We start from the raw sequence: 6,459 nt of genomic DNA on the forward strand, positions 1-6,459 counted from the left end.
GCCGAACACGCAAGTTAAGCTCCGAGATGTCGATGATACTGCACGGGAGACTGTGTGGAAAAGTAGATAGTCGCCAATTAAGCTGGCCAGATAGCTCAGTCGGTAGAGCAGAGGACTGAAAATCCTCGTGTCCCTGGTTCGATTCCTGGTCTGGCCACCAAAATGAATATAAGGCGCTATAGCCAAGTGGTAAGGCAGAGGTCTGCAAAACCTTTATTCCCCAGTTCAAATCTGGGTGGCGCCTCCAATATACATAGACGTTCCAATAATTTGGAACGTTTTTATTTTATTCAATACTTAAATTATAGAAAATTGACCAAATTTGTATTAAAATATAAATATCAATTAAACAAATAGCAGAAACGAGGGATAAGACATGAGCAGAGCGGGAGAAAAACTAAAGGCTATAAGAATACAGTTAGGTTTAAGTCAAAAACAGCTGGCTAAAAAATTGGGAGTAGCTGAAAGTTTTATAAATGAAGTTGAGCAGGGAAGAAAGATATTAAATGAAAGCCTTATAAATAAGTTATCAAAGATTGCTGGAAAAGATATAAATGATATAAATATGTCTATTGAAGAAGAAGTATCAAGAGAAGATGTAGATATAAAAGAAACAAGTGTTAAAGTTAATAAAGCAAATATAAGTAAAGCTATAAGCAGCGAAGTTAATGATGTATGGAACAATGCTTTAAGCTCAATTTTAAAAACTATACCTGTTTATAAATATAATTTAAAAGATACTGTCGGCAGCAGGCAGCTTCCTGTAATGGCAAATAAAATAGAAGGGTATGCATTAGATAAGGTTTTATATCTTCTTATAGAAGAGGATGATATGATAGGTTTTAGAATAGCAAAAGGAGATATTGCTTTTGCACATATTACCCACGAAATTGAAAATAATGCAATATGTCTTGTAGAATATAATTCTGAGAGAGTTATCAGGCAGATAAAAAAATTAGACAGCAATAAAATACTTCTTATAAGCAATAAAGGAAGCTTAAGGACTGAGACAGCATATATAAAAGATATAAATGTAATTGCAAAACTGGATAGATTAGAGATAAAGCTGTAGTTTTAGGCTATACGAATTTAAACTCAATAAATTTTGAAAAAAGACATGTTCTAGATAGATTTTTAGAACATGTCTTTTTTACAAAATAAACCATACTTATTATATTTTTTATAGTATAATATTCTTATACTTAAATTTAACAGAAAGGTTATGAAATAATATGACAGCAATTAAAGACTCGCACTTATTAAAAACAAAATCATTAGTGCCATTTTTATTTGCTCGTTCTTCAGCAGCATTATCCATGCAGAATTAGTTCAGACTCAAACTCCAGACAGCATGAGAGGAAGAGTAAGTTCTGTAAACCAGCTGTTTATAGGAACTTCTAATCAGCTTGGAGAATTTGAATCTGGAATTACAGCTAAGTTTTTTGGTGTTGTGCCTGCAGTTGTTCTTGGAGGAATAGGGACAATAATGGTAGTATTAATTTGGACTAAGCTGTTTCCACAGCTTTTTAAAGTAGATAAGCTTGTTAACTTAGAAGATAGGAAGGTAATATAAATGGAATCATTGTTAAATATCGACAAATCAATACTGTATTTTTTATCTGTTTCTTTAAAAAATCCATTTTTTGATGTAGTTATGCCGTTTATATCCTGGATAAATAATCATGGAGAGGTGTGGATAGCTATATCTATAATACTTATGATTAACAAAAATACTAGCATAAGAAGATTAGGAATAACTATGCTTATTGGACTTGCTTTAGGTTATTTAACAGGTGAAGCTAGTTTAAAAAATTTTGTAGGGAGGGAAAGACCTGTTGGAGAGGAGTATAACTTTGATTTCATAATTCCAAAGCCTACATCTTATTCTTTCCCTTCAGGACATACTACTTCTTCTTTTGCTGCCTTTGGAGTATGTCTGTTTAAGAAAGCAAAGTATAGATACTGGGTATTATTACTTTCTTCAACAATTGCTTTTTCCAGGCTTTATCTTCATGTTCACTATCCTTCAGACATTTTAGGAGGAATAATATTAGGACTATTATGTGGCTGGGTAGCTGTTAATTTAGCAGAGGCATATTTTAGAAAAAGAGAAGAAAAATAATGGGATATTTATAAGGGGGTATGTTTTATGTCAGGATTTATCTATGAAAAAGAATACGAAATACATTATTATGAGGTAGATTATAAAAGAAAAGTTCTTATAACAAGTATTGTAGATTTTTTAGGAGATATAGCAACAAAACAGTCTGAGGAGCTTGGAGTAGGGATAGATTTTTTAAAAGAAAGGAAGCTTTCCTGGGTTCTTTATAAATGGAATATTGATATGTATAAGTATCCAAGTTATGGAGAAAAAATTATAATAAAAACCTATGCTTATTCTATGAGAAAATTCTACGCTTACAGAAAATACGAAATATTAAGTTCTGATGGTGAAATTTTAGGAGGGGCAGATTCTATCTGGTTTTTAATAAATACAGAGAGAAGAAGACCTGTTAGAGTTACTGAAGACTTATTTAGATTTTATGGGGTAGATATAAATGATGAAAGTATTTTAGAAATAGAAGACTTAGAAAGATGCAAAAATATAACTAGTGAAAAAATTTTTAATGTTCGATACAGCGATATAGATACTAATAGACATGTGAATAATGCAAAGTACATAGCCTGGATGTTGGAAACTGTTCCATTAGATATTGTATTAAATTATACACTTAAAAATATAAAAGTAACTTATGAGAAAGAAACTACTTATGGTGAGACTATAAAAGTACTTACAGAATTAATTAATGAAGATTATAAAGTAACCTGCTTACATAAAATTATAGATAAGGAAGATAAAGAGCTTACTTTACTTAAAACAGTTTGGGAGAAAAATTAAGAGCAAATCCAGTTTAAGATTTGCTCGCATTTTTTGCTGCTAAATAAGCAGAGCTCCAGGCCCATTGAAGATTAAAACCTCCGCAGTCACCGTCTACATCTAAAATCTCTCCTGCAAAGTATAGATTAGGTACAAGCTTGGATTCCATAGTTTCAGCATTTATCTGCATAGTATCTACTCCTCCGGCTGTAACTTGTGCATTTCCCCAGGAGTTAGTATCTGTAACTTTAAATTTCCAATTTTTAAGTAATGCATATATGTTTTTCTTTTCCTTATAGCTTAAATTCCAGCAAGCCTTATGAATATCAGTTATTTGAGCTTCTTTTAATAATATAGGTATAAGCTTTTTATTTATAATTCCAATAAAAGAATCATGAACACTTCTATGTCCAAATATGGAAAAATGACCTTCAAAAAAGTTTTCAAGCTCTTCTTCCTTCATTGTGTATAGTATTTCTACCTTGATTAAAACTTCTTTTCCTTTTGAAAGAGAATAAGAAGCTATTCTGCTTAATTGAAGAATAGGGGGACCTGATATTCCGTAATCCGTAAATAATATTTCTCCAAATTCCCGCCTTTTTAAATGTCCGTCAACATAGATTTCTGCAATTCCATTAAATTTAACTCCGGCTAAAGCCTTTAGGTTTTTATAGTCAAGTTTTAGCTGCACAAGAGCAGGTACAGGATTTATTATATTGTGTCCTAAAGCTTTAGCTAAAGCATAACCAGAACCATCAGAACCAGTGGAAGGTGCTGCTTTTCCGCCGCAGGTTAAAAGAAGCTTATGGCATTCAAACATATCCCCATTTAAAGTTTCTATTTTAAAACCTGCCTTAATTGTTTTTATAGATTTAACCTTTGAGTTTAGGTAAACAGGTATATCCTTATCTGCAAGTGCAAGTCTCATAATATCCAGTACGGAAGAAGCCTGAAGAGACATAGGATACATCCTTCCTTCTTCGAGAGTAATCAGAGGGAGCCCTAAAGATGAGAAAAAGTTTATTGTATCTGAAACTTTAAATTCTTCTAGTGCTCTTTTGAAAAACTCAGGATTTTCACTATGAAACTTACTGTTTTCTATATATTTATTAGTGATATTGCATCTGCCGTTTCCAGTTGTTAATAGCTTTTTACCGACTCTATCACTGCCTTCAAGTATTGCAGCGTCTGCTCCCATATCCTTAGCTGTTATTGCTGCCATAATACCAGCTGCACCGCCGCCAATGATAATTAAATCATGTTTCAAAACAAATCTCTCCTTAGTAAAATAGATTTACTTATTATCTATATATTTTACCCTAAATATATGTTTTTGAATATAATAACAAAACATCTTATTTTCCCATAGTATACTGAAAAGCATTTATTTTAAAAAATAATATACTATCTAGAAACTGCGGATAAAATTACATTTGTATCGGTGTATAAAGTAAAATATAATTTAATTAAGTCACAAATAGAAAGGAAGATATTATATGAAAATAAAAGTTAAAAATAGTGAGCTTCCTCTATTTAATGCAATATTGAAAGTTAAAAGTTTGAATTATGATATGGTTATAGCTAAAGAAGATAATGAAGCGGTAGCTTTAAATATTAAAGATGTAGAGCTTATAGCAGAAAATGAATTTGAAGAGCTTATATTAAGTTATAGAGATATATTAAAGATTAAATTATGTAAAGATATTTCTCCTGTGTTTTATTCTGCACTTATAGGCTGTATAGAAGAAAGAATAGGTGAAAGGTTAAATAGTCTTGAGGTTTTAAATGATAATTATAAGATTTCAGGAAAGGGTATATATGAGAAAAAAATAACATTAGTTGCAAATAATCAGATTCCTTTAGATATAACTGTAGTTGGAATGAAGTATTCAGAGGAATTCAGCATAACATTTAAAGATATAACTTTGCAAAGCTTTATTGATGGCTGTAATGAAAATATAAGACATTTAAGAAAAGAGATAGAAGAAAAAGAGAAAAGCATAAATAGATATAAAAATATTTTAAAGGAAGTAATGAAAAACAGCATTAACTTAGATAACAAGCAGGCTGAAAGGCTTATATCTTGTTAAAATATAAATAAGTCCTAATATATCTTTTGATTTTTAAAGGTAGATATATAGGACTTATTTTAGTTATAATTAAAAAGTATAACTTATCATAACGATAATTATAGTGCATAATATAATTATAATAATCGCAAAGGAGAGGATTTAAATGCAGGCAGGAGAATTTTTAAATTATAAAAATTGGGTAGTAGTTGGAGATGTATCAAATCCAAGCAAGTATGCATATAGAATATTAAATGCATTAAAAGCTGCAGACTTTAATGCAGAGGGGGTAAACCCAAGAGATACTACAGGAAACCTGTATAAGAGTCTTAAAGAGGTTTCTTATAAAATAGATGTAATAGATTTATGCATAAATCCTATAACTGGCTTAAAGGTAATGCAAGAGGCTAAAGATCTTAATATAAGCAAGGTTTTAATTCAGCCAGGGGCAGAAAGCCAGGAAATTCTGGATTTTTGCAGAAACAATGGAATAATTGCAGTTGAAGGCTGTGCTTTGGTTGAATTGGCTAGATAAATTTACCATTTCGCTTTGAAAAATAGTTATTACTAACTTGGAGCATAAAAAACCTAAAATAATTCCAGTAAAAACATCAGTAGGATAATGTACATTTAAATAAATTCTGGAAAATGCAATTAATGAAGCTAAAATTACTATGAGTATACTTAATTTATTATCAGAATTTAAAAATATTCCCGCAGCTGCAAAGGAAGATGCAGTATGTCCTGATGGGAAAGAATAAGTTATTGGTTTTGAAATTAGGAGTTTATTTTCTAGCATATTAACAAAAGGCCTTGTTCTTTTTATTAAATGTTTTATTATACCTTCTCCAATAATTGTAGTTATTATAAGAGAGGCAATTATCATATATCCTTGCATTCTATAATTTTTGTTCAGTATTAAATATGTTGAAATAATAAGCCACACAAAACCGCCGTTTCCAAGTGTAGTAATCAGGATCATTATTTTATCAAGAAACTTATATCGAAACTTTTTATTTAAAAGGTTCATCATTTTTATGTCGATATTTTGTAAAAAGCTTATCATAGCACAACTGCCTCCATTAAAATAGGTAAAAAGGTATTAGCTTTTATTAAACTTTCTTAATTATATCATATAACTTTATTATAAAATATAAAGTTTAAGAATAAGTTATATATAGTTTAAAAAAATTTTATTTTTATTCTTCGTTCTAAAATCCGTTAAATTAATTAGATAAAATAAGGGAAAGATTAATAATAGCTGATACTTTATATTTGTAATTTGTCACGCATCTGACACCAGGTAAAATATAACATCATAAAAAAAGAAAAAAATATTTAAAAATGTGTTGACAGTAGATTAAAATTTGTGTATTATATTCTATGTCAGGTCGCGAGAGCGTCATAAAACGACAAAATATAATGTGGCTCATTGGTCAAGCGGTCAAGACACCACCCTTTCACGGTGGTAACAGGGGTTCGATTCCCCTATGAGTCACCACTATGGGCGCA

Annotated in this window: 8 protein-coding genes and 3 tRNA genes; 9 read left to right on the top strand and 2 right to left on the bottom strand. The window is 30.3% G+C overall.

The window, feature by feature from the left end:
* Positions 1–84 precede the first annotated feature (84 nt).
* The 6 genes from M2651_RS11055 (at position 85) to M2651_RS11080 (ending at position 2,899) form a co-directional block, all read left to right on the top strand.
* Positions 85–160 (top strand) — tRNA-Phe (locus tag M2651_RS11055).
* A gap of 12 nt (positions 161–172) precedes the next feature.
* Positions 173–247: transfer RNA gene (locus M2651_RS11060), tRNA-Cys, on the top strand.
* Between the two features lie 129 nt (positions 248–376).
* Positions 377–1,072, top strand: a complete 696-nt coding sequence (locus M2651_RS11065; protein WP_252132415.1) for a helix-turn-helix transcriptional regulator — start codon at positions 377–379, stop codon at positions 1,070–1,072.
* 279 nt (positions 1,073–1,351) lie between these two features.
* The gene (locus M2651_RS11070) at positions 1,352–1,573 is read left to right on the top strand and encodes a hypothetical protein (protein ID WP_434062147.1); all 222 of its coding nucleotides are present in this window, start codon (positions 1,352–1,354) and stop codon (positions 1,571–1,573) included.
* Positions 1,574–2,122, top strand: coding sequence for a phosphatase PAP2 family protein (locus M2651_RS11075; protein ID WP_252132416.1), 549 nt, complete (start codon positions 1,574–1,576; stop codon positions 2,120–2,122).
* Positions 2,123–2,149: 27 nt separating this feature from the next.
* Positions 2,150–2,899: an acyl-[acyl-carrier-protein] thioesterase gene (locus M2651_RS11080; protein ID WP_252132417.1), complete on the top strand. Its 750-nt coding sequence runs from the start codon at positions 2,150–2,152 to the stop codon at positions 2,897–2,899.
* 13 nt (positions 2,900–2,912) lie between these two features.
* Here M2651_RS11080 and M2651_RS11085 read toward each other — a convergent pair whose 3' ends face one another.
* Positions 2,913–4,145 carry a BaiN/RdsA family NAD(P)/FAD-dependent oxidoreductase gene (locus M2651_RS11085; RefSeq protein ID WP_252132418.1) on the bottom strand — a complete coding sequence of 411 codons (1,233 nt, stop codon included), beginning with the start codon at positions 4,143–4,145 and terminating at the stop codon, positions 2,913–2,915.
* Positions 4,146–4,374: 229 nt separating this feature from the next.
* Between M2651_RS11085 and M2651_RS11090 the strand changes: the two genes are divergently transcribed.
* Positions 4,375–4,968 (top strand): hypothetical protein, encoded by a 594-nt coding sequence (locus tag M2651_RS11090; RefSeq protein WP_252132419.1) that lies wholly within the window; start codon positions 4,375–4,377, stop codon positions 4,966–4,968.
* 145 nt (positions 4,969–5,113) lie between these two features.
* Entirely contained in the window at positions 5,114–5,482 is a 369-nt protein-coding gene (locus M2651_RS11095) for a CoA-binding protein (protein WP_252132420.1), read from the top strand.
* On the opposite strand, the gene M2651_RS11100 is transcribed toward M2651_RS11095, so the two are convergent.
* Positions 5,381–6,013 carry a phosphatase PAP2 family protein gene (locus tag M2651_RS11100; protein WP_252132421.1) on the bottom strand — a complete coding sequence of 211 codons (633 nt, stop codon included), beginning with the start codon at positions 6,011–6,013 and terminating at the stop codon, positions 5,381–5,383. The two genes, M2651_RS11095 and M2651_RS11100, sit on opposite strands and share 102 nt — an antisense overlap.
* Positions 6,014–6,373: 360 nt before the next feature.
* Here M2651_RS11100 and M2651_RS11105 point away from each other — a divergent pair.
* A tRNA-Glu gene (locus M2651_RS11105) sits at positions 6,374–6,448 on the top strand.
* The last annotated feature ends 11 nt before the right edge of the window (positions 6,449–6,459 follow it).

It is taken from the genome of Clostridium caldaquaticum (genome assembly GCF_023806125.1).
GTDB lineage: Bacteria > Bacillota > Clostridia > Clostridiales > Clostridiaceae > Clostridium_AT > Clostridium_AT caldaquaticum.